Origin of the sequence: Rhizobium favelukesii (assembly GCF_000577275.2) — a bacterium.
Classification (GTDB): Bacteria; Pseudomonadota; Alphaproteobacteria; order Rhizobiales; family Rhizobiaceae; genus Rhizobium; species Rhizobium favelukesii.
Genome location: NZ_HG916852.1, coordinates 2,049,761 through 2,073,771 on the forward strand (window position 1 = coordinate 2,049,761; position 24,011 = coordinate 2,073,771).

Sequence of the window (24,011 nt, forward strand, 5' to 3'; positions counted from 1 at the left end):
GGAGGTCCTCGTTTATCCGGGCTGTAGCTGTGGCGCTCGTCCTGGCACCTTGGAAAGGCAGCCTACGCGTTCGGCTGCGGAAATCAATTCTCTTCTGTGGTTGAGGCGTGAAGCATAAGCGCCTGATTTGAAATCGTTAATGCTAGTCTCATCAAAAGGTTACCGCGAGCGTTCGGAGATCGTGCTGGTATGCTTGCCAGCGACGCCACGATCGAGAAGAAAAGTCAGAAAATGCTGAAATTCACCTTTGCTTAAGGACTTGCTAACCCTCCGGTAACAATGTGGCGCTATCTGTTGTTGCGTAGCGGGGGACACCGCTGCTTCTCCGGATCAGGTATTGCGTCCCGGAGAACGTGAGCTTCGCCGTGTATGGGCGAACGCGCCAGCGTATTTCGGCAGGCCGCGCAACCCTCAACGGTTGACGCGGCCTTCGCATTTTCGACGCCTGCGATTGACCGCAACAGAGACGTCGTTGTAGGCCGAGGCGAGTTCTCCGGAGTTCCGCGACAATGACCAAGGCCATCATGCTACAGGGTACCGGCTCCGATGTCGGCAAGACCGTTCTTGTTGCGGGGCTTTGCCGGCTTGCTGCCAATCACGGCCTTGCGGTCCGTCCCTTCAAGCCGCAGAATATGTCGAACAATGCCGCGGTCGCTGACGACGGCGGTGAGATCGGCCGGGCGCAATGGCTGCAGTCGCTCGCTGCGCGGGTGCAGTCCTCGGTGCACATGAACCCTGTGTTGCTCAAGCCGCAAACCGAATACGGCAGCCAGATCATCGTTCAGGGCAAGGTCTGGGGGCAGGCCAAGGGACGGGACTATCAGAAGCTCAAGCCGACACTCCTCGATTACGTGATGCAGAGCTTTTCGGAGATTTCGGTCGGAGCGGATCTTGTGATCGTGGAAGGGGCGGGCTCGCCTGCCGAAATCAATCTCAGGGCCGGTGATATCGCCAATATGGGATTTGCGACGCGTGCCGGCGTGCCGGTGGTGTTGGTCGGCGACATCGATCGTGGCGGCGTGATCGCCTCGCTGGTCGGCACGCATACCATCCTCTCCGATGACGACCGGGCAATGATATCCGGCTACATCATCAACAAGTTTCGTGGTGACGTTTCGCTCTTCGATGCCGGAATCGATGCAGTGCGGCGTTTTACGGGATGGCCATGCCTCGGCGTCGTGCCATGGCTGAAGCACGCTTCGCGGTTGCCCGCCGAAGACTCGGTCGCGCTGGAGAGCCTGGCACGGGGCGGTTCGGCCGCGCTGAAGATCGCAGTGCCGGTCTTTCCCCGCATCGCGAATTTCGACGATCTGGATCCGCTGGCGGCAGAACCGGATGTCGAGTTGGTTTTTGTTCGCGCCGGAGAGCGGTTGCCGTCGGATGCCCGGCTGGTGATTCTGCCCGGTTCGAAATCGACGATCGCCGACCTGGCGGATATGCGCGCGCAGGGTTGGGATGTTGATCTTTTGACCCATGTGAAGCGGGGCGGGCGGGTCATCGGCATCTGCGGCGGCTATCAGATGCTCGGACGCAAGGTGCATGATCCCCTGGGCATCGAGGGGGACCCCGCGCAGGTCACCGGCCTCGGGTTGCTGGACGTCGAGACGGAGATGGCGCCGGAAAAGACGGTGCGGAACAGCGTCGCTATGGCGGTGGAAGACGGCGCACCGCTTGCCGGCTATCAGATCCACCTCGGCATCACCGTAGGAGAGGATTGCGGCCGGCCATTCGCGATCGTCGATGGCGAACCGGACGGTGCCGTATCGGCCGACGGTCGGATTGCCGGCACGTATCTGCACGGGCTCTTTGCGAGTGACATCTATCGTACCCGTTTGCTGTGGAGTTTCGGTCTTTCTGGTGAGACGAACGATTACCGTGCCGGTGTCGAGAAAGCTTTAGACGACGTTGCGGCCGAGCTGGAAGCCTGCCTTGACCGGCGCTGGCTTGACGAGCTCTTCGGCTAGATCTCGCCGGATATTTCGCGGCGACGGCGATCGAGTTCTTCGCTATAGCGGCGCAGCGTGTAAGCCTCGCTCAGCTGCCCGACAACCTTCCTCTCGATCAGATTGTTGACGACCGCGAGCGCTTCGCTTTCGGTTTTGTCGAAGATGGCGGCTGCCTGCTTGGCGTTCATCTGCGGCTGCAGGAAATCGTTCTTGTAGCGGATGAATTCGCTGAGATCCTCGCCGGTGTCGTCGGTGTCGGTCAGGTTCGCGTAAATATCCGGGACGAGCACTAGCCCGCTGTATTTGCCCGTATCGTCCACCAGGACGACGCGCTGCGCCGAGCCAATGGGGAAGCGTTCCTTGAACTCTTCGATCGAAAGGCCGGCCTTGGCGGTCTTGACGTCGGCGCGCATCAGCCGGCCGACCGTCAGGTTGCGAATCCAGCCGACATCGTGGGCGCTGCGAATGCTCTCGCCGCGCAGATGGAAGCGCCATGTTGCGAAGGAGTAGCCGAAGGTGCTGCGCACGACGAGTGAGGAGGTGATGACGGCCGCAAGGACAAGTGCCGTGATCGGAAAGTCGCCCGTGATCTCCAGCGCCAGGAACGTCATCGTCAGGGGCCCGCCAATAACGGCGACTGCGAGCGAACTCATGCCGACGACCGCGTAGATAACGGGTGTCAGCGTCGCGTGGGCGAAATAGGGCGCGGAATAGGCAAATAGCTTGCCGAGCAGCGCCCCCATGAACAGCGACGCGAAGAAGAGGCCGCCTCTGAAACCCGAGCCGATCGAGATCGCGGAGGCCAAGGCCTTGAGGAGAAGCAGCCCAAGGAGGACCGGAATCGCGAGATCGCGCCCGAGATTGAGGTGCAGCGCTCCGTGTCCCGCTGACAGGATCTGCGGCGTGATAAGGGCGAGGAGACCGACGACGATGCCGCCAAGGGCAGGGCGCAGCGGTGTTGCGATGGAACTCCTGCGCGCCAGTTCCTCGATCGAGGCGACGCCCTGCATGATGAGAATACCGACGCCGGCGCAGACGGCACCGAGCAGCAGCGCCGGGACATAGTCGGCCGGCATGACGGAGCCGAATTCGCCGACATCGATGAGGAAATCACTGCCGGCCAGCAGCCGCGCAATCTGGGTCGCCACCAGCGCGGACACGACGACTGGTGTCAGCGAGACGATGGTGTATGTGCCGATGATGAGCTCGAAGGCATAGAACGCGCCGGTCAGTGGCGCATTAAAGGCCGCCGCAATCGCACCGGCCGCGCCGCATCCGACGAGAACGCGCAGGTCCGATCGGCGAAGCTGCAACTTCAGGCCAAGCTTCGAGGCCAGACCGGCTGCCAACTGCGTGTAGCCGGCTTCCAAACCAACGGAGGCACCGAAGCCGTTCGAAATGAGGTTCTGAACGGCAACGAGGATGCTGTCGGTCAGCGACAGGCGTCCGCCATGTAATGCGTTCGCCTCGATCGGGTCGACCATCGGCTTCTTACGGGTCTTGGCGAGGATGAACAGCAGAAGACCGAGCAGGATGCCGCCGCAAACCGGTGCCGTCAGCAGCAGGAACTTGTCGTCGATCTGGGAGGAGCTCAGCCTCTCGACGTCGCTGATTCCGAAGATCAGCCTGTGCATTGCGCGGGAAACGAGGCTCATGCCCGTCACCGCCAGGCCGGAGATCACCCCGACGATCGCGCCGGCGATGACCATCCCCATTTCGCTGCGCCGTAACAGAGCGCGCATCCGCCCGATATCGAGAAGCGTATGAAACGGACCGAAACGGCGGATATTGATTTTTAGGAGCATGACAGGAAAACTAGGCAGGTGTAGGCGCGATCAAGTGCAGAAAGGGACGGGCAAATCAGTGGCGCAACCCGCTTGCGATGCAATTGCGGCAAAAGACCGGCGCCGGCAACAATTATTTGTGACGTAAGCCACTGATAAAAGACGATAAATTTGGTAGAGAAGGTCGTCTTGGTCGCGGTTTCAGGCATGCAATGTCATATTGCGAGACGACGGCTTACGATTGACTTCGCCAGGGGCCTTGCCTAACGATGACTCCATAACGGATGGTTCCGGACCGGTTGAATCGGTGCGGATGAAAAGGGAATGTGAAGCGGTGGACCCAATCCGGGCGCCGTCATCATAGCCGACCCCGCGACTGTAGAGCGGTCAGGGTTTTCCGTCCGGCGTTGGTTCCTCGTGGTTGACAGTCTGCAATAGTGCAGGCGGGCGGCGCGGAAGCGGCGACGGAAAAGTCACTGGCAGTGCGTCATGATCAACCGGGGCTGGACGCCTCTCAAGTCTACGAATCGTCCGCCTTTTCATGAAATGCAGCCGGGAAGACGAGGAAAATCCGCTGGCACGATCAGGGGCGACCGGTTTCCGGTCTGCCCCGATCGCGGCCAAAACCCGCGAGCCAGGAGACCTGCCAATCGTGCCGGGCAAAAAGCCCATCCCTGGGCGATGCCCGCTGCCAGCACGGAGGTTGTCATGGCTGAAAGTAAGATTTTAAGGCTGCGTGCAGCCGTTCCGGTTCCGTGCGGAAGGCGTCCGCAGATGGGACAGTATTTTCCATGAGCCTGATATCATCTGACACGACCTTCGTTCTCGGCGGTGCGCGCTCGGGAAAATCGCGCTTTGCCGAGCAACTGGTCGTTTCGGGCGGCCTGGAGCGCCACTATGTGGCGACCGGCCGGGCTTGGGATGAGGAAATGCGCTCCCGGATCGACACGCACAAAGCCGACCGCGGCGATCTCTGGCACACCCATGAAGAGCCGCTCGATCTTGTCGGATGCCTGCGGGCAATCGATGGCGAAGGACGGGCGATCCTGGTGGATTGCCTGACGCTTTGGGTCACCAATCTGATGATGGAAGAGCGCGACATGGTGGCGGAGTTCGCCTCGCTTGCCGCCTACGTGCCTGCGGCACGCGCGCGCCTCGTCATCGTTTCCAACGAGGTCGGTCTCGGCATCGTTCCGGAAAACCGCATGGCGCGGGAGTTCCGGGATCATGCCGGCCGCCTGCATCAAATGATCGCGGCGGAAGCTGCGGACGTGTATTTTATCGCGGCAGGTCTGCCGCTGAAGATGAAGGGTTGAATTTCATGAACCAGCAGAAAATCCCGGCGACCGTGATCACCGGCTTTCTCGGCGCCGGCAAGACGACGATGATCCGCAATCTGCTTTCCAACACGAACGGCAAGAAAATCGCGCTGATTATCAACGAATTCGGCGATCTCGGCGTCGACGGCGAGGTGCTCAAGGGCTGCGGCGCCGAGAATTGCACCGAAGATGACATCATCGAGCTCACCAATGGCTGCATCTGCTGCACGGTTGCCGACGACTTCATTCCGACGATGACCAAGCTTCTGGAGCGCGAACAGCGCCCCGACCACATCGTCATCGAAACCTCCGGTCTCGCGCTGCCGCAGCCGCTCGTGGCGGCCTTCAATTGGCCTGACATTCGCACGCAGGTCACCGTCGACGGCGTTATCACCGTTGTCGATAGCGCTGCCGTGGCGGCCGGCCGTTTTGCCGACGATCACGGTGCCGTGGAAGCCCGTCGCGTGGAGGATGAATCGCTCGATCATGAAAGCCCGATCGAAGAACTTTTCGAAGATCAGCTCACCTGCGCCGATCTGATCGTGCTCAACAAGATCGATCTTCTTGACACGGCAGGCCTCGGTCGCGTGCGCGATGAGGTCGCGTCCCGTATCGCCCGCAAGCCCGTGATGATCGAGGCGCGCAACGGCGAGGTTCCGGCAAGCGTGTTGCTCGGGCTCGGGGTCGGTACCGAGGATGACGTGGCCAACCGCAAATCCCACCATGAGCTCGAGCACGAGGATGGTGTACCGCATGACCACGACGAGTTCGATAGCTTCGTCGTGGAACTCGGCCCTGTTGCCGATCCTGCCACGTTCGTGGATGCGCTGAAGGGCGTCATTGGCGAACATGACGTGCTGCGGCTGAAGGGCTTCGTCGATGTCCCCGGCAAGCCGATGCGCCTGCAGCTGCAGGCGGTCGGAAGCCGTGTGGACCATTATTTCGATCGCGCCTGGGCGCCCGGCGAAGCACGCGGCACCCGCCTGGTCGTGATCGGCCTGCACGACATGGACGAGGCGGCAGTTCGCACGGCAATCGAAGCGCTGGCATAAGGCAGACCAATGCATCTGCTCCTGGCACAACAGGGAACGATCAGCGACGGCGAGGAGGCGATCGATCTCGGTCAATCTCCCGGCGATGTCCTATTCCTGTCGGCCGCCGATACCGAGCTTGCCGCCATGGCGGCCGCGTATGATGGTGCGGCCGCCGGTTTTTCGCTGCGGCTCGCAAGCCTGATGAGCCTGAAACACCCGATGTCGGTCGATGCCTATATCGAGCGGACAGCCCGGCACGCGAAGCTGATCGTCGTCAGGGCGCTCGGCGGTGCCAGCTATTTTCACTATGCGCTGGAAGCGCTTCATGCGGCGGCAGCGCGCTATGGCGCGCTCATCGCCGTACTGCCGGGAGATTCGAAGCCGGACGCGGGTTTGACACCGTTTTCGAATGTGCCGCTCGAAGAGTTAAATGCCCTCTGGGCCTATCTTATCGAAGGAGGTGACGCCAATTCGCATGCGTTTCTCTCCTATGCCGGCGCGATGCTCTCAGGCGCGGAAAAGCCCGAGGCGGCTTCGCCGCTGATGAAGGCTGGGATCTGGTGGCCAGGCAAGGGCGTCGTCGGCGTCGAGGAGTGGAAGTCGGCGTGCGACGAGCGGGTTCGATTCCCGCAGGAGGTGCCGCATTCGCCAGTTGTGGCAGTCAGCTTCTATCGCGCGCTCGTGCAGAGCGGCGAGACGCGACCGGTCGAAGCGTTGATCGATACGCTGCTGGCCGAACGCATCCGGCCGCTGCCGGTGTTCGCCTACAGTCTCAAGGACCCCGTCTCGAAGGGCATTCTCGAAAGCGTCTTCGACGCCATCAAACCCGAGGTGGTGATCAACACGACTGGCTTTGCAGTGTCTGCGCCCGGTGCGGATCGCGAGCCGACCGTGCTTGAGGCCAACGACGCGGTTGTGCTTCAGGCGATCTTTTCGGCGTCGTCGCGGCAGGCATGGACCTCCTCCTCGCAGGGGCTCACCGCGCGCGACCTTGGAATGAATGTTGCTCTGCCGGAGGTTGATGGGCGCGTGCTTGCCCGTGCGGTCTCGTTCAAATCGGCGGCCCGCTATGACGCGAGGGTCGAGGCCAACATCGTCGGCAGCGAGCCCGATATCGAGCGAATGCGCTATACAGCCCAGCTTGCTGCCAACTGGGCGAAGCTGCGCACGACATCCGCCGGCGACCGGCGCATTGCGCTCGTGATGGCGAACTATCCGAACCGCGACGGAAGGCTCGGCAATGGCGTCGGGCTGGATACGCCTGCCGGCACGGTCGAGGTGCTGAAGGCAATGCGTGCCGCCGGTTACACAATCGCGGGTGTGCCGGATGATGGCGACTCCCTGATCCGGCGCCTGATGGAAGGACCGACAAATTCCGGCACGGATGGGAAGCTTGTAAGTGAAGTGCTTTCATTGAGTCGTTACAATGCCTTCTTCAGAAGTCTTCCCAAAAAGATTCAGGACGAAATCAACACGCGCTGGGGTGCGCCTGAGACCGATCGCTATGTGCTGGACGGCGCTTTTGCACTGCCGTTCCTGCGGCTTGGAGAGGTGCTCGTCGGCATCCAGCCGGCGCGCGGCTACAACATCGATCCGAAGGAAAGCTACCATTCGCCGGACCTCGTGCCGCCGCATGGCTATCTCGCCTTTTACGCTTTCCTTCGCCACGAGTTCGGCGCTCACGCCGTCATCCACATGGGCAAGCACGGCAATCTCGAGTGGCTGCCAGGCAAGGCATTGGCGCTCTCCGAGGAATGCTATCCAGAGGCGATCCTCGGGCCTATGCCGCATCTTTATCCGTTTATCGTCAATGATCCCGGCGAGGGAACGCAGGCCAAGCGGCGGACCGGGGCTGTCATCATCGACCATCTGACACCGCCGCTGACGCGTGCCGAGAGCTACGGGCCCCTGAAGGATCTGGAGGCACTGGTCGACGAATACTACGAGGCGTCAGGTGGCGATCCACGCCGCATTCGGCTTCTCAGCAAGCAGATTCTCGATCTTGTCGCAGATATCGGTCTCGACCGCGATGCTGGTATCGACAAGGGCGAGAGCGAAAACGAGGCGTTGAAGAAGCTCGATTCCTATCTCTGCGATCTCAAGGAAATGCAGATCCGCGATGGTTTGCACGTCTTCGGTGTCTCGCCGCAGGGTCGATTGCTGACCGATCTGAGCGTGGCGCTGGCTCGGGTCCCGCGTGGTCTTGGCCACGGTGGCGACCGCAGCCTACAGCGGGCGATTGCTGCCGATGTAGGCTTGGATTTCGACCCTCTCGACTGCGACATGGCCGGGTCTTGGCCGGGGCCGTTCCCGGATACCCTTGCGGCGGCCATGGATGGTGTCTGGCGCACGAATGGCGATGCGGTCGAGCGGATCGAACTGCTTGCGGCACGGCTGGTCGCCGGCGAGGTCGCTTGCCCGGAAGATTGGGGGGCTACGCGCGCCGTCCTGGGGATGATCGAAACGCGGCTCAAGCCTGCCATCGTTGCATGCGGGGCCGCGGAGATCGAAGGCCTGCTCCGGGGGCTCGACGGTCGTTTCGTGCCGCCCGGGCCGTCGGGTGCGCCGACGCGAGGACGCCCGGATGTGCTGCCGACCGGGCGGAACTTCTATTCGGTAGACAGCCGCGCGGTTCCGACGCCGGCGGCCTACGAACTCGGGAAAAAGTCCGCCGAACTGCTGATCCGCCGGTATGTGCAGGATCACGGCGAATGGCCGGTATCCTTCGGCCTGACCGCCTGGGGCACATCGAACATGCGCACCGGCGGCGATGATATTGCCCAGGCGCTGGCGCTGATCGGCGTGAAGCCGGTATGGGACATGACCTCGCGGCGCGTCACCGGTTATGAAATCATCCCGCCGGCGCTGCTGCGCCGCCCGCGTGTCGACGTGACGTTGCGCATTTCCGGCTTCTTCAGGGATGCGTTTCCCGAACAGATCGCGCTCTTCGACAAGGCGATCCGTGCCGTCGGTGCGCTGGACGAGGACCCGGCGGACAATCCGATTGCCGAGCGCATGCGCGGCGAAGCGGCGCGGCTCGAGGCTGCCGGGCTGGACGCGGCGCAAGCCCGACGCCGTGCCGGCTATCGTATCTTCGGCTCGAAGCCGGGCGCCTACGGTGCCGGCTTGCAGGCATTGATCGACGAGAAGGGATGGGAACGCCGGGCCGATCTCGCCGAAGCCTATCTCGTATGGGGAAGCTACGCGTACGGCGCCGGCGAGGAAGGCCGGGCCGAGCGCGGCGTCTTCGAAGAGCGCCTGCGCTCGATCCAGGCGGTGGTGCAGAACCAGGACAACCGCGAGCACGACCTTCTGGACAGCGACGACTACTACCAGTTCGAGGGCGGCATGGCTGCCGCGACCGAGATGCTGGCGGGTGACCGACCGTCGATCTACCACAACGACCACTCGCGACCGGAAAAGCCGGTCATCCGATCGTTGGAAGAGGAGATCGGGCGTGTCGTGCGTGGCCGCGTGGTCAATCCGAAGTGGATCAATGGCGTCATGCGCCATGGCTACAAGGGAGCCTTTGAGATCGCCGCGACCGTCGATTACCTCTTCGCCTTTTCCGCGACGACAGGCGCGGTGGGCAATCATCATTTCGAAGCCGTCTATCAGGCCTTCGTGGTCGATCAGAAGGTGCGCGATTTCATGGTCGAGAAAAATCCGGCCGCCTTCGACGACATGAAGGAACGGCTGCTCGAGGCCATCGATCGCCGCCTTTGGACGCCGCGCAGCAATTCGGCGCGGTTCGACCTTTCAGACACATTCAAGCTTGCATCCGGGGAAAATTGAGATGACTGACGAAACCACTGAGCCGGCTGGCCACGACGACGCACGCCACGCCGAGAAGATGGCCAAGAAGAAAGCCGCCCGCGACAAGATCATGGCCTCAAAGACCGATGAGAAGGGCCTCATCATCGTCCATACCGGTAAAGGCAAGGGCAAGTCTTCCTCGGCGTTCGGGATGATTTTCCGGCATATCGCGCATGGAAAGCCCTGCGCCGTCGTGCAGTTCATCAAGGGCGCGATGTGGACCGGCGAGCGCGATCTGATCGAGAAGCACTTCTCCGACATCTGCCAGTTCCACACCATGGGCGAGGGCTTCACCTGGGAGACGCAGGATCGCGCCCGTGATGTCGCCGCCGCATCCGCGGCCTGGGAGAAGGCCAAAGAGCTGATCCGGGACGAGCGCAATTCGATGGTGCTGCTCGACGAGATCAACATCGCGCTTCGCTACGACTACCTCGACATCAACGAGGTGGTGGCGTTTCTGAAGACCGAAAAGCCGTATATGAGCCACGTCGTTCTGACCGGGCGCAACGCGAAGGACGAGCTGATCGAAATTGCCGATCTCGTCACCGAGATGGAGCTGATCAAGCATCCGTTCCGCTCGGGCATCAAGGGGCAGCCGGGCGTGGAGTTCTGACAGGAACTGTCTCGGGGTGCCGCCGGTCTCCGTCAGGACGCTGTTGCTTACGCTCTTCTAGGAGCCAAGCCGGCACACCGGGCGCCAGCGTCAAATCTCCAGCCAGACGCGGATCGGATTGGCTGGATCGGCCAGAAGCTTGATCGTGAAGGCGACGCAGACGACGACGAGCAGCGGCTTGATCAGGCGCGCGCCGGTGCGCATCGCAAGCCGCGAGCCGAGCTGCGCCCCGAGGAACTGGCAGACGCCCATCATTAGCCCGATCTTCCAAAGGATCGCACCGAAGGAGACGAAGACGACGAGCGCGCCGATGTTCGAGCCGAAATTCAGGAGCTTGGTATGCGCCGTGGCCTTTAGCATACCGAAGCCGGCCAGCGACACGAAGGATAGCATGAAGAAGGAGCCGGTGCCCGGACCGAAGACGCCGTCGTAAAATCCGATTGCCGGAACCAGCGTCAGGCCGAAGACGAAGGGCATCATGCGGCGATGCTTGTCGACGTCGTTCAGGTTTGGCTTCAACGCAAAATAGAGCGCGATCGCCACAAGAAGGACCGGCATGATTGCCCGCAGGACGTCACCAGGCACGATCGTTGCCAAAGCGGCTCCAAGGGAGCCGCCGAAGATTGCCATCAGCGCCATCGGCAGCTGCGTACGCAGATGAACATGTCCGTTGCGGGCATAGGCGATCGTGGCGGAGGCTGCGCCGAACACCGACTGCACCTTGTTGGTGCCAAGTGTTTGCAGCGGTGGAATACCCGCAATCAACATCGCCGGGACCGTGATGAGGCCTCCGCCGCCAGCGATGGAATCGACGAATCCAGCGAAAAAGCCGGCTGCGGCGAGCATGAAGAGCAGATGAGGGGCAAGGTCGGACAAGGGAGGAAACTCTGGAATGCAGTATGCGGCGCACGCATGTTGCATTTCCGGCCCCTTGCTGCAATGGCTTGAGGGACACAGGGGCGGGTTTCATTGTCGCACGTGACTGGAATTGTATTCGATAGGACCCACCGGTACGTGCTCGGTCTGGGCTGCGAGCGCGGAACGTCGGAGGACGAGGTAAACGAGCTTGCCCGTACGGCATTGGCGGCAGCGGGCATTGTCCAAGCCGAGCTAGCGGCCGTCGCCACCATCGACTGTCGCATCAATGAAGCCGCGATCGTTGCAGTAACACGTGACCTCGGCGCGCCGCTCTTATTCTTCGCTGCCGCGCGGCTCGAAGAAGAGACGCCGCGGCTGAAAAATCCGTCGGCGATCGTGTTTGCCCGCGTGGGATGTCACGGCGTCGCCGAATCGGCTGCGCTGGCCGTGATTGGACCGCATGCGGAGCTCATCGTCCCGAAGATCAAGTCGCGCCGTGCCACTGCAGCGATTGCGTGTGCCCTGTTGCAGAAAGATTAGCGGGCGCTATGGTGGCCGCCGATTTCGCGGCGCCGTCCGGCTGCCCTACGACAATAACGAAAAGAGGCATACTCATGCACAAGGTCATTTATGACACGGATCCGGGCGTCGATGATGCAATGGCTCTGCTCTTCCTGCACCGCCATCCCGAGATCGATCTGATCGGCATCACGACGGTCTTCGGAAACGCCTCGGTCGAGACGACGACGCGCAACGCGCTGTTCTTGAAGCGTGAATGGAACATTCCTGCTCCCGTCGCCAAGGGGGCGAGCGTGACGATCGATCCGGAGCGTCGGGAGGGGGGGTGGCCGACCTTCGTGCATGGCGAGAACGGCCTCGGCAATATCAAGGTGCCTGAAACGATCGATCTGCCGCTCGATCCGCGTTCTGCGCACCGCTTCATCATCGATACTGTCCGCGCCAATCCGGGCGAGGTCAGGCTGGTTGCCGTCGGTCGCATGACCAACCTGGCCATGGCGCTCAAAGAGGACCCGGAGATTGCCGGTCTCGTGAAGGACGTTGTCATCATGGGCGGCAACTTCTACGTTCCGGGCAACGTGTCGCCGGTCGCGGAAGCCAACATCCATGGCGATCCGGAAGCGGCCGACATCGTCCTGACCGCGCCCTGGAGGGTCGCCGTCATTGGTCTTGACGTGACCGCGATCACGACGATGAGCCGCAGCTACCTCGCCGACGTTGCGGCCAAGGGCGACAGCGCCGCGAAGCTGCTGAACGATCTTTCGCAGGACTATATCGATTTCTATAAGCACGCCGTCGAAGACGGCATGATGGTTCACGACAGTTGTGCATGTGTCTATGTCGTCGCTCCCGAGCTGTTCTCGACCATCCATGGTCCGGTTCGCGTCGTCTGCGGCGGTATTGCCGACGGGCAGACGATCGTGAAGCCGGACGGCCGCCACTTCCCGCCCGGTAATTGGGACGGTCTACCGAGCCAGGTTGTCTGCACTGGCATCGACTCCGAAAGGGTGATCAATCTCATACGCGATGCGGTTTTGCGCGCGTGAGAACTTGCGCTCGGTCGGGCGCGGATCTTTGCGCGTCCGTTGGACCGGCAGAGGGGTCTGAGAGAGCCTGCCTTTCATATCTTTCTCTTGCCCAGCGGCGTTGACCTCGCCACCTGCGGAGCATAGATCATGCCAATGATCGAAGCTGCGTTTTCACATCTGCCGGCTCTTGAGCCGGGCAGCGTCTGGCTTGTGGGTGCGGGTCCGGGCGAGCCGGGATTGCTGACGCTTCTTGCCGCCAAGGGGCTGGCGGAGGCGGACGTGGTGGTTCACGATGCGCTTGTGAACACCGATTGCCTGAAGCTCGCGCGGCCGGACGCCCTGCTGGAATATGCCGGAAAGCGAGGTGGAAAGCCGTCCGCCAGGCAGCGCGACATTTCGTTGCGGTTGGTTGAACTTGCCCGTGCCGGAAAGCGCGTCTTGCGTCTCAAGGGTGGCGATCCCTTCGTCTTCGGGCGTGGCGGCGAGGAAGCGTTGACGCTGGTCGAGCACAATGTTCCGTTTCGCATCGTTCCGGGCATCACGGCCGGTATCGGCGGATTGGCCTATGCCGGCATTCCTGTAACGCACAGGGATGTCAACCATGCGGTTACATTCCTCACCGGGCATGACTCCTCAGGAATCGTGCCGGATGCCATCGATTGGGAGGCCATCGGCAAGGCCTCGCCTGTGATCGTGATGTATATGGCGATGAAGCATATCGCCCAGATCAGCAGAAATCTCATTGCAGCGGGGCGGTCCCCGGAAGAACCGGTCGCCTTCGTCTGCAACGCATCGACGGGCGATCAGCAAGTGCTCGAAACGACACTTGGCGAGGCACCTTCGGCGGCCTCGGGGCTCGAGCCGCCGGCGATTGTTGTGGTCGGGGAGGTGGTGCGGCTGAGGCAATCGCTTGATTGGCTGGGTGCTCTTGCGGGACGCAAGTTGCGCTCTGATCCCTTCCGGGACTCGAACAGCAGGGAGACGGCATGAGCGGTTTGTTGATTGCGGCCCCGTCCTCCGGATCGGGCAAGACGACGGTGACACTGGGGCTCCTGCGGGCGCTTCGAAGGCGCGGTGTCGCGATAGCACCCGGCAAGGCGGGCCCCGACTATATCGATCCGGCCTTTCATGCGGCGGCGAGCGGCGTTGCCTGTCTCAACTTCGATCCATGGGCGATGCGCCCGGAACTGATTGCCGCCAATGCGACCCTGCATCGCTCCGGCGACCGCATCCTCGTCATCGAGGCGATGATGGGGCTCTTCGATGGTGCGACCGACGGGAAGGGGACCGCAGCCGATCTTGCCGCCATGCTTGGTCTTTCCGTGGTTTTCGTCGTCGATGCCTCGCATATGTCGCAGTCGGTGGCGGCACTGGTGACTGGATTTGCTGGCTTCCGGGCCGATGTTCGCATCGCCGGCGTGATTCTCAACAAGGTTGGGGGCGAACGGCATGAGATGATGCTTCGCAAAGCGCTTGATGCGGTCCGCATGCCGATCGTTGCCGTCGTCCGCCGCGACAATGACATCGCCCTTCCCGAAAGGCATCTCGGTCTCGTTCAGGCGGGAGAACATCAGACGCTCGAGAGCTTCATAGAGCATGCAGCCGATGCCGTGTCCGATGCATGCAATTTCGAATTCCTGCTGCGCATCGCGCGTCAAGGGCTCAATCGTCCATCTACTGCCAACATCGCCCGGTTGCCACCGCTCGGTAGCAGGATCGCCGTGGCGCGCGACGTCGCCTTTGCTTTCTCATACGAGCACATGCTTCTCGGCTGGCGTCGGCGCGGTGCCGAAATCTCGTTCTTCTCGCCGCTTGCCGATGAGGCGCCGGATCCCGCTGCAGACGCGATCTATCTGCCAGGCGGCTATCCCGAGCTTCATCCCGGGCGGATCGCGTCTGCCAGCAACTTCAGGTCAAAGGTTATCGACGCCGCGGGCAAGGGCGTGCGAATCTATGGGGAGTGCGGCGGATATATGGTTCTCGGCGAAGGGCTGGTTGACGGCGCCGGCGAGCGCCATCAGATGCTCGGCCTCTTGCCCGTAGTCACCAGCTACGAGGAGCGCAAACGGCATCTCGGCTATCGGCGGGTGAAGCCGTTGAACGCTGCCTACTTCGAACAGCCGATGACCGCGCACGAGTTCCACTATTCGGCCGTGGTTTCCGAGGGCGGGGCCGATCGTCTGTTTCAGGTGACCGATGCGTTGGGCAACGACCTCGGGCAAGCCGGCCTTCAGCGTGGACAGATTGCGGGATCCTACATGCATCTGATCGACCTTGCCGAGGGGGCAAGATGAACGCCCCGATCGTCCATGGAGGCGGCATCACCGCTGCCGCTGCAATCTACGGCGGCGAGGCAGAACACTGGCTTGATCTTTCGACGGGCATCAATCCGTGCCCGGTGCCTGTGCCCGAGATCCCGATGCGCGCCTGGCACCGGCTGCCCGACAGGCATCTGATTGATCAGGCGCGCGCGGCGGCGCAGAGCTATTATCGCAGCGGCGATATTCTCCCGCTGCCTGTTCCCGGCACGCAATCCCTCATCCAGCTATTGCCGCGGCTTTTCGACGGGGGCGGCAAGCGGGTTGCGATTCTCGCTCCGACCTACGGCGAATATGAGCGCGCGTTCCCGATGGCAGGCTGTTGCGTTGAGCTTATCGCCGGTCTGGATGACGTCAGAGCCGATCACGCAGTTGTCGTCGTCGTCAATCCGAACAACCCTGATGGTCGCATCTACGCTCCGGAGAGGCTCGTCGCACTCAGCGAAGAGATGAAGGCTAGGGGAGCTGTTGTCATTGTGGACGAAGCCTTCGGGGATACATGCCCGGAGATGAGCCTGGTCCCTCTTGCCTCGCGAATGCCGAACGTTGTCATCTCCCGTTCCTTCGGCAAGTTCTTCGGGCTGGCAGGGTTGCGCCTGGGGTTTGTCGTGGCCGCTCTGCCGATCGTGGAGCGCATCGAAGGCTTGCTTGGCCCGTGGGCTGTCTCCGGTCCTGCTCTCTCGATCGCAGCAGACCTCCTCCGATCGGACATCGCGCCGATACAGCTTCGGATCTCAGAGAGGTCCGGTGCGCTACGCAAGGTTCTCGATCAAGGCGGTCTGCGCATTATTGGCGGAACCGATCTCTTTGCGCTTGTCGACCATAAGCCGGCAGCCCAGTTACATCGGCATCTCTGCCAACATCATATTCTGGTCCGCAAGTTCGACTATCAGCCGCGTTGGTTGCGTTTTGGTCTCACCGCCGATGCGGCTGGCGACCAACGGCTTTCGGATGCATTGCAGAGTTATACGTCATGACACTCGACCATAACCTTCTCGTGCTGGTTCTGGCCCTTTTGCTCGACAGGATTGTCGGGGATCCGGATGCGCTATGGATGCGGCTTCCGCACCCCGTCGTGCTGCTCGGAAACGCGATCTCCCGCGTCGACCGGATGTTCAATCGAGCCGAGCTCCACAAACGCGATCGCCGGCGCAACGGCGTCTGGTCGATCGCCGGTCTCTTGTTCCTAAGCGGTGTGGCTGGTCTTGTGCTGTATTGGTTCTTCTCGCTGTTCGGTCTTCCTGGAATCCTCCTGGAAGTCATTTGCGTTGCCGTCTTCATGGCGCAGAAGAGCCTTGCCGATCATGTGGAAGCTGTTGCCGCTGGGCTGAAGAGCGGAGGCCTCAGCGGTGGCCGACTGGCTGTTTCGCGAATCGTTGGGCGTGATCCGGAAACACTGGACGAGCCCGCCGTCTGCCGCGCCGCGATCGAGAGCCTTGCCGAGAATTTTTCAGATGGCGTGGTTGCTCCAGCTCTATGGTACGCCGTTTTTGGCTTGCCCGGCCTCTTCGCCTACAAGATGCTGAATACGGCGGATTCGATGATCGGCCACAAATCCGAGAGATACGCGGATTTCGGCTGGGCGGCCGCGCGCCTGGACGACTTCGCCAACTGGCCGGCGGCGCGCTTTTCGATTCTCCTGATCGCGGCCGGAGCCTGGCTGCGGCGAGGAAGCACGGCCTGCCGGGAGGCGCTGCGCATTGCCGCGCGCGACGGCGGCCTGCATCGCTCGCCGAATTCCGGGCGACCGGAGGCGGCAATGGCGGGGGCACTGAATGTGCAGCTCGCCGGACCACGCGTTTATTCCGGGGTTGTCGTCATGGAGCCGATGATCAACGGCGGCGGGCGCGATTCGGCAACGGTGGCCGATATCGAAGATGGCGTCTCGGTCTTCTATGCGAGCTGTTCAATCCTTGCCGCGGCCGCCTTGGTTCTTTTCCTCGTGCTGCTCTAAGCGCAAACAGGGGTGTTTTGCCAACGCATTGCGCGACAAACGGCGCGTTATGCGTTGCTGTTTAAGCAACACTGGTCTTGCAAATTGCGTGCCGAGACGGATGAAAGCATTGGCTTTTTGAAATGGATTTGCCTATGAGGAGGGTTAAATCGTCATTTCAAGAGGTAAAGGCGTGACCGCTACATTCGATAAAGTTGCCGACATCATTGCAGAAACCAGCGAGATCGATCGCGATACGATCAAGCCGGAGAGCCATACGATCGACGACCTCGGTATCGACAGCCTCGATTTCCTCGATATCGTCTTTGCGATCGACAAGGAATTCGGCATTAAGATCCCGCTCGAGAAGTGGACACAGGAAGTCAACGAAGGCAAGGTTTCCACGGAAGAATATTTCGTGCTGAAGAACCTCTGTGCCAAGATCGACGAGCTGCGCGCCGCCAAGGCCTGATCGGCACCGTCATCTTTTTCTCCGCCCTGCCGCTGTTAACCATGGCGGCCGGGCGGTTTCGTTCCTAAGTAGGCCTAGCCGCGGGGCAAGGTGTCCTTGTGGCCGGAGGATCCGATGCTACTGGAATACTTCCAGATGATAGACCGCATCGAGGCGGTCGACCTTCAGAAAGGGACGCTCAAGGCGCGCTCCGTCGTGCCGGCGAAAAGCCCGGTCTTCGAAGGTCATTTTCCCGGTATGCCCCTGGTTCCCGGCGTGCTGCTGATTGAAACGATGGCGCAGGCATCCGGCATGCTCGTGCTGGCGGCCACTAATTTTGCGGCCATGCCGTTCCTGATGTCCGTCGACGGCGCCAAGATGCGTACCTTCGTTGAACCGGAGGCGGTACTGGATATCGAGGCATTTCTGGAGCATGACGGCTCGGGATTTGCGGTAACCAAGGCGAAGATCACAAGCGGCGGCAAGAAGGTTTGCGACGCGCAGCTGAAGCTGCGGACCATGCCTTTCAGCGAAGTTCCGCTCGGGGATATCGTCAAGAAACGTGCCGGTGAAGTTGGCCTGATGGATGCGATCGCTGCGCAGGGAGTGAATGGATGAGCAAGGCTCATAATGATGTCGTGATCACGGGCGTCGGCATTGTAACGTGCCAGGGCGTCGGCAAGGAGCCGCATGTTGCGTTGCTCAACGCCGAGAGCCCACCTCAAACGATCGTCGAGCTTGAGAAGTTCAAGCCGTATCCGGTCCACCCGCTGCCGGAGATCGATTGGTCGCAGCAGATTGCCAAGCGCGGCGATCAGCGGCAGATGGAAAACTGGCAGCGCATCGGTGTCTTTGCAGCCGGGCTCGCCCTCGATGACGCTGGCTTCAAGGATGATGCGGAAGCCTGCGGCAGCATGGATATGATCGTCGCGGCTGGCGGCGGCGAGCGCGACATCAACGTCGATACGTTGATCGTTGACGAGGGCCTGAAGCGCAACGACCGCGAGGTTCTTCTGAACGAGAAGCTGACGACGGAGCTGCGTCCGACGCTCTTTCTGGCGCAGCTGTCCAATCTGCTCGCCGGCAACATTTCCATCGTCCATAAGGTAACGGGGTCTTCGCGGACCTTCATGGGCGAAGAATCTGCCGGCATTTCGGCAGTCGAAACGGCCTTCTATCGTATCAAGTCGGGTGAATCGACGCACGCCCTGGTTGGCGGAGCTTTCTCGGCGGAGCGTCTGGACATGGTGCTCTTGTTCGAAGCCATCAACTCCCACAGCCGCAACGAATGGCAGCCGCTCTGGTCGCGCGACCAGGGCGGTGTGATTTCCGGCTCGCTCGGCGCATTCCTCGTTCTGGAATCGCGCGCCCATGCTGAGGCACGCGGCGCGCATATCTACGCGTCGATGTCCTCCATCGAAGGCGATCGTGGCAATCGCAATCCCGGCAATCTTGAGAAGCGCCTCGAGCGATTGCTGGAAGCCGCGGTCGACGTTCCGCCGGAAAGCACGGCGATCTTCTCCGGCTCGACAGGCATTCCGGATCTGGCGGGGCGCGAAAAGGCCGTTCTCGAACGTCATCTGCCAGGCGCGGCTATCCGCGGTTTCGGCGGCGTTACCGGCCATGGACTTGAGGCGCACTTCACGCTCGGTCTGGCGCTGGCGGCATTGGCCATCGACAGCAAGGCGAAGGTCCCGGTCTTCGACCCGACCCACGAAAAGCCGATGGGCGCCGCGACCAAGGCAGCCATCGTTACGACAGTCGGTCATCAGCGCGGCGAAGGCGTCGCGGTTCTTTCGGCGGAAGCGTGAGGAGTGTGCAAATGAAAGATTCGGCTTACAAGGATCACCTAGGCCGCCCGATCGTCGCAGTGACGGGTGTCGGTATCATTACCTCGCTGGGGCAGGGCCTGAAGGACAACTGGTCGGCACTGACGGCCGGTACCTCAGGCATTCATGCGATCAACCGCTTTCCGACCGAGGGGCTTTCGACCCGCATCGCTGGCACCGTCGATTTTATCGACATTCCGGTCGCAAACGCCGTCGAACGCTCCTATGCGTTCGCCCGGGAAACCACGATCGAAGCGCTCGCCGATGCTGGTATCAGCGGTGATTTTGATGGACCGCTGTTCCTGGCTGCGCCGCCGATCGAACCGGAATGGAGTGCGCGTTTCGAACTCGCCGACCGTTCGCCGCCGGCCGATCACGCCGGAGACGCCTATGACCGGTTCCTGGCTGCCATGCGTCAGCGTCCCGATGCTGCTTTCCATGAGGCATCGCTGTTCGGTGCAATTTCCGAACGCCTTGCTGATCGTTTCGGCACGCGCGGCCTGCCGGTGACACTGTCCACGGCCTGTGCGTCTGGCGCGACGGCGATCCAGCTCGGCATTGAGGCGATCCGCCAGGGCCGCACCTCGCGCGCACTCGCTGTCGCGACCGACGGCTCGGTAAGTGCAGAGGCACTCATCCGGTTTTCGCTGCTTTCGGCTCTCTCCACGCAAAACGATCCGCCGACCAAGGCCTCCAAGCCGTTCAGCAAGGATCGCGACGGCTTCGTCATCGCCGAAGGCGCCGCCACCTTGGTGCTGGAATCGCTCGAAGCGGCCGTCGCGCGCGGCGCGAAGATTCTCGGCATCATGAAGGGCGCCGGCGAAAAGGCCGACTCCTTCCACCGCACCCGTTCCTCTCCGGATGGCGGCCCGGCGATCGCGACGATCCGCGCAGCGCTGGCCGATGCCGGAATGGGTGAGGGCGAAATCGGCTACATCAATGCGCATGGCACCTCGACGCCTGAAAACGACAAGATGGAATATGCCTCCATGCTGGCGGTATTCGGTGAGCGGATGGCGTCCATTCCGCTGTCGTCCAACAAGTCGATGATCGGCCACACACTGACGGCCGCAGGTGCGGTGGAAGCGGTGTTCTCGTTGCAGACGATGCTGACCGGCACGTTGCCGCCGACGATCAACTACACCAACCCCGATCCATCGATCGTTATCGACGTGGTGCCCAACACGAAGCGGGAGAGCCAGGTCAGCGCCGTACTGTCCAACTCCTTCGGCTTCGGCGGGCAGAACGCCAGCCTTGTCATGGCGCTCGAACCGGCTTAATCGGTTCCCAACAAAACATCGAGATAGAACGCCCTCGCGGCGAAGGACTTTGCCATGCGCGCTTTGCAACTGATTGACGATCGCAAGCTTGAGATCACCGACCTGCCGGAACCTGAGGCTCCGGGCGCAGGTGAGGTTACACTGCGCGTCAAGGCAGTGGCTCTCAATCACATCGACGTCTGGGGCTGGCGCGGCATGGCGTTTGCGAAGCGCAAGATGCCGCTCGTTATCGGTGCGGAAGCTGCGGGCGTTGTCGAATCGATCGGACCCGGCGTTGCCAATGTCCTGCCTGGCCAGTTGGTGTCGATCTATGGCGCGCGCACATGCGGCCTCTGCCGTCCGTGCCGCGAAGGACGCGACAATCTCTGCGAACATGTTTCCGGCGTTCATGGTTTCCATCTCGATGGTTTCGCGCAGGAGAAGGTGAACCTGCCGGCACGCCTGCTCGTTCCGGCACCTCCCGGCGTCGACGCCATCGGCGCGGCACTTGCTCCCGTAACCTTTGGAACGGTCGAGCACATGCTGTTTGACAACGCAAAGCTGGAGCCGGGTGAAACCATCCTGGTGCACGCGGGCGGCTCCGGCATCGGCACGGCGGCGATCCAGCTGGCCAAAAAGATCGGCTGCACCGTCATCACGACTGTCGGCTCCGACGACAAGATCGCGAAGGCCAAGGCGCTCGGCGCCGATCACGTCATCAACTACCGCACCGACCGCTTTGAAGGCCTCGTCCGCAAGCTGACCAAGAAGAAGGGCGTCGACGTCGTTTTCGAGCACGTCGGCAAGGATACGTGGGCCGGTTCGATGCTCTCGATGAAGCGCGGGGGCCGTCTTGTCACCTGCGGTTCGACCTCCGGCGTTTCCACTGACATGAACCTTATGATGCTCTTCCAGCAACAGCTGAAGCTGCTCGGCTCCTTTGGTTGCCGCATGGAGAACATGGCGAATGCCATGCAGAAGATGGGGCGCGGACTGGTCCATCCTGTCATCGACACCGAAGTAAGCTTCGCTGACATCGACCGCGCACTGGAGCGGATGGAATCGCGTCAGATCTTCGGCAAAATCATCCTCAAGATGGATTGAGTTCTTGAAGCTCTTCATCACGCGGATCGTCCTTGCGCTCGACCACTTTCGCCAGTGGTTGATTGCGCAGACCATGTTCGGTTTCCTGAACGTCCTGAAGCTGTTTCCGGCCGACGGTGCGATCAACTTTGCGGATTGGCTGACGCGCAAGCTCGGGCCACGCATGAAGCGCCATCGCCTGATGCTCGCCAATCTCCGCAATGCCTTTCCTGAGAAGAGCGAGGCGGAGCTCCAGGAGATTGCGTTGGCGAGTTGGGGGAACATGGGGCGGCTTGCTGCCGAGTATGTATTCCTCGACAGGCTGTTCGACTTCGATCCTGAACGCAATGAACCGGGCAGGGTGGAAGTCTCGGGCATACCGATCTTCCTCGATCTGCGCGACAATCCGCGTCCGTTTATCGTTTTCACAGGGCATACAGGCAATTTCGAGCTGCTGCCGGTGGCCGGCGCGGCGTTCGGACTCTATGTGTCCGTCCTCTTCCGTCCGCCGAACAATCCGTATGTCGCGCAGAAGGTTTTTGATTTTCGGAGCGCGCGAATGGGTAAGCTGGTGCCGTCTCACGCCGGCTCGTCTTTTGCGTTGGCGCGGCAGTTGGAGGCCGGGCAGGGCGTGGGCGTGCTGGTCGATCAGAAGTTCCGCAAGGGTCTGAACACCAAGTTCTTCGGGCTCGATGTGAAGACCAACCCGCTGCTCGGCAAGCTCGTCCGCCAGTTTAATTGCGAGGTTTATCCGGCGCGCTGCATCCGGCTGCCGGGCAACCGCTATCGGCTTGAAATCGAGCCGAAGATTGAGACGCCTCGGGATGAAAACGGTAATCTCGATATGGTCGCGACGGCGCAACTCCTGAACGATAAGGTGGAAAGCTGGGTGCGGGAATATCCCGAACAGTGGCTCTGGTATCACGATCGTTGGAAGATAAAGCACGACGTGCTGTAGGCCGGCGTCGATCCCTACATCTTATCATTGAAAAACAGGGGCATGCGTTCATTGAATATGAACGTGCGTCATGTTACCGATTACCATCAAGGCGAGTGGCTAGGCGTCGGCGGTTTCAACTTCCGTAACGCAAGCTCAGCCGATCTCTCGGTCGCATTCCCTTAAGGAATGCATTGGAGGCGTCTTGCTAGGGCTTTTTCGGGCGTTCTCATTGTGTTGTGCGCAGATCGACGCAGCAATCGCTGCGGGCGACGATGCGCGCGTGAACACGCTCGATTGCTCAATCGAGCCTCTTGTCGATGCTATCCTTGGATACCCAGCCGCAAATATTCTCGAAGTTCATACGCAGCTCGAGTTCGTCGGCTGCCTGATCGATCAGTATGCTGAGGACAGCGAATCTGTGCGCGCCTATGTCGCACTGCTTTCCGAACTTATGGAAAAGTATTTTGGCGGAGCGGCACCGCCTTGGCGCATGCCGCCGTCCGTCGAGCGGCCGCCTGTGGCTGCCCCCCTTGCGTTTACGCCGAACGTCGACAACGGCAACTTCCTGAACGCTGCGATCCTGGAGGCGATACCGGACCGCGTCGCGGTGCTGACGCGGGATTATCGCTATCTCTATTCCAACACGGTCAACTCGGCATATCTCGGCAGGAAGCCGATCGATATGATCGGCCGTCACCTGATCGAGTTCATTGGCGAGAAGCGCTTTTACGAGGGCGCGAAGGCGAAGCTCGACGCTTGTTTTGCCGGGTGCGGGAGCGATTACGCTTACGTGCGCCGCGACAGCGACGCCGTGAAGACGGTTCGCTGCCGCATGTCGCCACTGCACGATTCCTCGGGTGGCGTGATCGGGGCGCTGATCATTCTCCAGCATGCGGGGGCGACTGCCTCGACCGTCGCTGCCTGATCAACTCTTCGTCCACACGGCAAGCTCATACCCATTCGGGTCGCTGAAGTGAAACCGGCGACCGCCGGGAAAACCGGTGATCGGGCGAACTATTTTTCCGCCGGCACCTTCCACGCTTGAAAGGGCGGCTTCCAGATCGTGCGCATAAAGGACCACGAGCGGTCCGCCTGGCCTCGGAGTGCCCAGCGTCGTAAAGCCACCTTTTAGTCGTCCGTCATCGAATTCGCAGTACTCGGGGCCGTAGTCGGTAAAAGACCAGCCGAAAGCCCTGCCGTAGAATGCCTTGGAGGCTTCTATATTGCCGACGTTGAATTCGACATAGTCGATGCGTCGGTCGTCCGTTGCTGCCGTCATGA

Annotated in this window: 21 protein-coding genes; 18 read left to right on the forward strand and 3 right to left on the reverse strand. The window is 61.4% G+C overall.

The window, feature by feature from the left end:
• Positions 1 to 509 precede the first annotated feature (509 nt).
• On the forward strand, positions 510 to 1,964 hold the full coding sequence (locus tag LPU83_RS48765; protein ID WP_024312924.1) for a cobyric acid synthase: 1,455 nt from the start codon (positions 510 to 512) through the stop codon (positions 1,962 to 1,964).
• On the opposite strand, the gene LPU83_RS48770 is transcribed toward LPU83_RS48765, so the two are convergent.
• Positions 1,961 to 3,751: a chloride channel protein gene (locus tag LPU83_RS48770; protein WP_024312923.1), complete on the reverse strand. Its 1,791-nt coding sequence runs from the start codon at positions 3,749 to 3,751 to the stop codon at positions 1,961 to 1,963. The two genes, LPU83_RS48765 and LPU83_RS48770, sit on opposite strands and share 4 nt — an antisense overlap.
• A gap of 770 nt (positions 3,752 to 4,521) precedes the next feature.
• Here LPU83_RS48770 and cobU point away from each other — a divergent pair.
• The 4 genes from cobU to cobO are packed head-to-tail and all read left to right on the forward strand — an operon-like array spanning position 4,522 to position 10,512.
• Complete coding sequence (cobU, locus tag LPU83_RS48775; protein WP_024312922.1) at positions 4,522 to 5,046, forward strand: bifunctional adenosylcobinamide kinase/adenosylcobinamide-phosphate guanylyltransferase; 525 nt, start codon at positions 4,522 to 4,524, stop codon at positions 5,044 to 5,046.
• 5 nt (positions 5,047 to 5,051) lie between these two features.
• The gene (cobW, locus tag LPU83_RS48780; RefSeq protein WP_024312921.1) at positions 5,052 to 6,101 is read left to right on the forward strand and encodes a cobalamin biosynthesis protein CobW; all 1,050 of its coding nucleotides are present in this window, start codon (positions 5,052 to 5,054) and stop codon (positions 6,099 to 6,101) included.
• A gap of 9 nt (positions 6,102 to 6,110) precedes the next feature.
• Positions 6,111 to 9,878 (forward strand): cobaltochelatase subunit CobN, encoded by a 3,768-nt coding sequence (gene cobN / locus LPU83_RS48785; protein ID WP_024312920.1) that lies wholly within the window; start codon positions 6,111 to 6,113, stop codon positions 9,876 to 9,878.
• 1 nt (position 9,879) lies between these two features.
• Complete coding sequence (gene cobO, locus LPU83_RS48790) at positions 9,880 to 10,512, forward strand: cob(I)yrinic acid a,c-diamide adenosyltransferase (protein WP_024312919.1); 633 nt, start codon at positions 9,880 to 9,882, stop codon at positions 10,510 to 10,512.
• A 90-nt stretch (positions 10,513 to 10,602) separates the two neighbouring features.
• Here the strand turns inward: cobO and LPU83_RS48795 are convergent, their stop codons facing one another.
• Entirely contained in the window at positions 10,603 to 11,388 is a 786-nt protein-coding gene (locus LPU83_RS48795; protein WP_024312918.1) for a TSUP family transporter, read from the reverse strand.
• A 102-nt stretch (positions 11,389 to 11,490) separates the two neighbouring features.
• Here LPU83_RS48795 and LPU83_RS48800 point away from each other — a divergent pair, with 102 nt between their 5' ends.
• The 13 genes from LPU83_RS48800 (at position 11,491) to LPU83_RS48860 (ending at position 23,655) form a co-directional block, all read left to right on the forward strand.
• Positions 11,491 to 11,910 (forward strand): cobalamin biosynthesis protein, encoded by a 420-nt coding sequence (locus tag LPU83_RS48800; protein ID WP_024312917.1) that lies wholly within the window; start codon positions 11,491 to 11,493, stop codon positions 11,908 to 11,910.
• Between the two features lie 74 nt (positions 11,911 to 11,984).
• Entirely contained in the window at positions 11,985 to 12,935 is a 951-nt protein-coding gene (locus LPU83_RS48805; RefSeq protein WP_024312916.1) for a nucleoside hydrolase, read from the forward strand.
• A 135-nt stretch (positions 12,936 to 13,070) separates the two neighbouring features.
• Positions 13,071 to 13,907 carry a uroporphyrinogen-III C-methyltransferase gene (gene cobA, locus LPU83_RS48810; RefSeq protein ID WP_024312915.1) on the forward strand — a complete coding sequence of 279 codons (837 nt, stop codon included), beginning with the start codon at positions 13,071 to 13,073 and terminating at the stop codon, positions 13,905 to 13,907.
• Positions 13,904 to 15,211, forward strand: coding sequence for a cobyrinic acid a,c-diamide synthase CobB (locus tag LPU83_RS48815; RefSeq protein ID WP_024312914.1), 1,308 nt, complete (start codon positions 13,904 to 13,906; stop codon positions 15,209 to 15,211). The genes cobA and LPU83_RS48815 overlap by 4 nt, the downstream gene beginning before the upstream one ends.
• A complete protein-coding gene (gene cobD, locus LPU83_RS48820; protein ID WP_024312913.1) occupies positions 15,208 to 16,212 on the forward strand; it encodes a threonine-phosphate decarboxylase CobD in 1,005 nt (334 codons plus the stop codon). The genes LPU83_RS48815 and cobD overlap by 4 nt, the downstream gene beginning before the upstream one ends.
• Positions 16,209 to 17,189: an adenosylcobinamide-phosphate synthase CbiB gene (gene cbiB / locus LPU83_RS48825; protein ID WP_024312912.1), complete on the forward strand. Its 981-nt coding sequence runs from the start codon at positions 16,209 to 16,211 to the stop codon at positions 17,187 to 17,189. The genes cobD and cbiB overlap by 4 nt, the downstream gene beginning before the upstream one ends.
• A gap of 172 nt (positions 17,190 to 17,361) precedes the next feature.
• The gene (locus LPU83_RS48830; protein WP_007533215.1) at positions 17,362 to 17,640 is read left to right on the forward strand and encodes an acyl carrier protein; all 279 of its coding nucleotides are present in this window, start codon (positions 17,362 to 17,364) and stop codon (positions 17,638 to 17,640) included.
• Between the two features lie 114 nt (positions 17,641 to 17,754).
• The gene (locus LPU83_RS48835) at positions 17,755 to 18,237 is read left to right on the forward strand and encodes a 3-hydroxyacyl-ACP dehydratase FabZ family protein (protein ID WP_024312911.1); all 483 of its coding nucleotides are present in this window, start codon (positions 17,755 to 17,757) and stop codon (positions 18,235 to 18,237) included.
• On the forward strand, positions 18,234 to 19,430 hold the full coding sequence (locus LPU83_RS48840; RefSeq protein WP_024312910.1) for a beta-ketoacyl-ACP synthase: 1,197 nt from the start codon (positions 18,234 to 18,236) through the stop codon (positions 19,428 to 19,430). Before LPU83_RS48835 ends, LPU83_RS48840 begins: the two co-directional genes overlap by 4 nt.
• Positions 19,431 to 19,441: 11 nt before the next feature.
• Positions 19,442 to 20,728, forward strand: coding sequence for a beta-ketoacyl-ACP synthase (locus tag LPU83_RS48845; protein WP_024312909.1), 1,287 nt, complete (start codon positions 19,442 to 19,444; stop codon positions 20,726 to 20,728).
• A gap of 54 nt (positions 20,729 to 20,782) precedes the next feature.
• Positions 20,783 to 21,811, forward strand: coding sequence for a zinc-binding dehydrogenase (locus tag LPU83_RS48850; RefSeq protein ID WP_024312908.1), 1,029 nt, complete (start codon positions 20,783 to 20,785; stop codon positions 21,809 to 21,811).
• A gap of 4 nt (positions 21,812 to 21,815) precedes the next feature.
• Entirely contained in the window at positions 21,816 to 22,748 is a 933-nt protein-coding gene (locus LPU83_RS48855; protein WP_024312907.1) for a lipid A biosynthesis lauroyl acyltransferase, read from the forward strand.
• A gap of 184 nt (positions 22,749 to 22,932) precedes the next feature.
• Entirely contained in the window at positions 22,933 to 23,655 is a 723-nt protein-coding gene (locus LPU83_RS48860) for a PAS domain-containing protein (RefSeq protein WP_024312906.1), read from the forward strand.
• On the opposite strand, the gene LPU83_RS48865 is transcribed toward LPU83_RS48860, so the two are convergent.
• A complete protein-coding gene (locus tag LPU83_RS48865; RefSeq protein ID WP_024312905.1) occupies positions 23,656 to 24,009 on the reverse strand; it encodes a VOC family protein in 354 nt (117 codons plus the stop codon).
• Positions 24,010 to 24,011: the final 2 nt, after the last annotated feature.